This window comes from Rhodoblastus sp. (assembly GCF_052145335.1).
Taxonomy (GTDB): domain Bacteria; phylum Pseudomonadota; class Alphaproteobacteria; order Rhizobiales; family Beijerinckiaceae; genus Rhodoblastus.
The window spans coordinates 1-2,589 of sequence record NZ_JBKQOU010000154.1; the positions used below are offsets into that span (position 1 = coordinate 1).

Sequence of the window (2,589 nt, forward strand, 5' to 3'; positions counted from 1 at the left end):
GCGCGGCCGCGCCGGCGTGGCTTGCCGAAGGACGAAGGGCAGAGGCTCGTCAATGCTGTGGCGCCGAATGTTCTCGATCGCCAGTTTGTCGCCGAACGGCCGAACCAGAAGTGGATCGCCGACTTCACCTACATCTGGACAGCCGAGGGCTGGCTTTATGTCGCCGCCGTAATCGACCTGTGCTCACGGCGTGTCGTCGGCTGGTCGATGAAGGCGGAAATGACGGCTCAACTCGTCGTCGATGCCCTGATCATGGCGATCTGGCGGCGCGGCAAGCCCGACGCCTTACTGCATCATTCCGATCAGGGCAGCCAATATACCAGCGATCAGTTTCAGCGCCTGATGGCCGACAATGGCGTCAGCTGTTCTATGAGCCGATCCGGCAATGTCTGGGACAATGCGGCGATGGAGTCGTTCTTCTCGTCCCTGAAAACCGAGCGCATTGGCAGACGCGTCTACCGGACGCGCGACGAGGCCAGGGCCGATGTGTTCGATTATATCGAGCGCTTCTACAATACAGTCCGTCGCCACTCGACCATCGGCTATCTCAGCCCGGTTGAGTTCGAACGGAAGGTGGGATTACCTTAACCAGGTGTCTGCAGAACCGGCAGCAGCTCAGACTGTGGGATTTGGGCTGTCCAAACCCGAATTCCGGCAAGTGGCGCATCCTCGTCCTTCATGGTCGCTAGGGATTGCCTCCTTTCAGCCGAAACGCGGCCATTCATGGGCGCTTTATCCACCTCGCTGCCTTGGTGCGAACTCGACGTCGTGAAGGCGTTTCTTCTTGCCGAGCGGAAGCCGAAGTTGGGGCTGCCGGTCTCCTGGGAGCCGCCGTCGTAGCTTGGATCGACTTCCCGGACGGTTCGATCTTTTCCGCGACCGCGCGACCGCTACCGCTTTTCGTCGTCCCGGCTTTTGAGGACGACTTTTTGCGCGCGGCCGCGGAAGAAACGATCGTGGAGCCTTTCGTCGTCGAAGTTTTCGTTGCCGTCTGCGCAGACGCACTAGCCTGACCGGTCGGTGGAACCTTTGAAGACGCCGCGTTCTTCGCCGGGCGTACATCCTTTTTAGCGGCGCAGGTTTTTGGCGCCGCGGGCGCTGGCGCCATTTCGACGCCGAACAGAACTGCGAGGTTGTCATCGGCGAGAATGCGCGTTCCCGAGCCGCCGCTGTGCGTGATCGGAAGATCAGCGCCCGCATTGGCGATCAATTCGGAACTTTCGACACCACGCAAGGCGAAGATTAGGTCCGGCATCGCATCCAGCCGCGCGCCCGCGCCGTAAAGCGCGGCCGCCAGATGTTTGCACATGCGCGCCCCGTCAGGGCAGGAGCAGGACATTTTGATTTCGCTCGGCGCCGGAAACAGCCCGTCGCCTTTGCGGCAGACGCGCTCCATGACGTTTTTCGACAATTTGCCGGATAATAACTCCACGAGCGAACCTATCGAGCCCGCGCAATCCTTACGGATGGACCGCCAACGCGCCGCCGGTACAGAGCCGATTTCTATTTTCACCTTATAGAGGCAGGAGCCCATGACCAATGCGCGGACTTGTCCGCGTTTGACCTGGAGATCGACGACCGAACCGTTTCGCACATAGGTTTGACCACGCGGCAGACGGTTTTCGAAATCGGAATAACGCTCCAGATTTTCGCACCAGGCTTTACCCCAGAAATTCCTAACGATGGTCCGCCCCTCAATGACTACGGGAGCGACGGTCCGACCCTTCTTTCGGAGTTTTTCGATTTCGCGCGCCGCTTGCGCCCGTCTCTGGGCGACCGGAACATAGGCCGGAAAGCCATAATAGCTCATGCCGTCGCGCCTTCTGTCGATGCGGCGTTGAGATCGAGGGCGACCAGGGACAGCAATTCGCGATCGCTCATTTCCGTCAAGTTTACCTCGCCGCCGGCCTCAAGGAAATCCGCCGCCAATTGCCGTTTAGACTCGATCAGTTGGTCGATTCGATCCTCAATTGTGCCCCGGCAGATGAATTTATGCACCAGAACATTGCGCTTTTGCCCAATGCGAAATGCCCGATCTGTCGCCTGGTTCTCGACTGCCGGATTCCACCAGCGGTCGAAATGCACGACATGTGAAGCGGCGGTGAGATTGAGCCCGGCGCCGCCCGCCTTGATAGACAGCACGAAGAACGGCGTGCGTTCGTCTTCCTGGAATTTCTTGACCAGCTCCTTGCGCCTGGCCACGGGCGTCTCGCCATGCAGCACCAGGCCGGGGCGTCCGAACGTCTCGCCGAGCAGGCGTTCGAGCGCCGGGATGATCTCCTTGAACTGGGTGAACACCAGCAGCTTTTCCTGACGGCTGGCGATGGTCTCGGCGATTTCGCGCAGGCGGAAGAACTTGCCGCTGTCGTCTTCGTCATAAGCGCCGTCGCCCAACCATTGAGTCGGATGATTGCAAATCTGCTTGAGGCGCATCAGAAAGGACAGAACCAAGCCACGCCGCGCGATCCCGTCGCCGGAGTCATTCAGCCTTTCTTGCAGTTCGCCGACAGAGGCTTGATAAAGCGCAGCCTGTTTGCGCGATAAATGGCAGAAAGCCTTGACCTCGGTCTTGTCGGGCAGGTCGGCGAT

The 2,589-nt window shown here is 59.8% G+C and carries 3 protein-coding genes; 1 reads left to right on the plus strand and 2 read right to left on the minus strand.

Going from position 1 to position 2,589, the window contains the following annotated elements; genetic code table 11:
• On the plus strand, positions 1–588 hold a 588-nt coding region (locus ACLP2E_RS10600), incomplete at its 5' end, for an IS3 family transposase (protein ID WP_442465886.1).
• A gap of 133 nt (positions 589–721) precedes the next feature.
• Here the strand turns inward: ACLP2E_RS10600 and ACLP2E_RS10605 are convergent.
• Both ACLP2E_RS10605 and ACLP2E_RS10610 read right to left on the minus strand, forming a co-directional pair.
• Positions 722–1,810 carry a hypothetical protein gene (locus ACLP2E_RS10605; protein ID WP_442465887.1) on the minus strand — a complete coding sequence of 363 codons (1,089 nt, stop codon included), beginning with the start codon at positions 1,808–1,810 and terminating at the stop codon, positions 722–724.
• A partial coding sequence (locus tag ACLP2E_RS10610; protein ID WP_442465888.1) for a DEAD/DEAH box helicase occupies positions 1,807–2,589 on the minus strand: 783 nt, incomplete at its 5' end. The genes ACLP2E_RS10610 and ACLP2E_RS10605, both read right to left, overlap by 4 nt.

What these genes read in the sequence shown, in the direction of transcription:
- ACLP2E_RS10605 (WP_442465887.1), bottom strand. Translation starts at nt 1,810, where the DNA reads ATGAGCTATTATGGCTTTCCGGCCTATGTTCCGGTCGCCCAGAGACGG.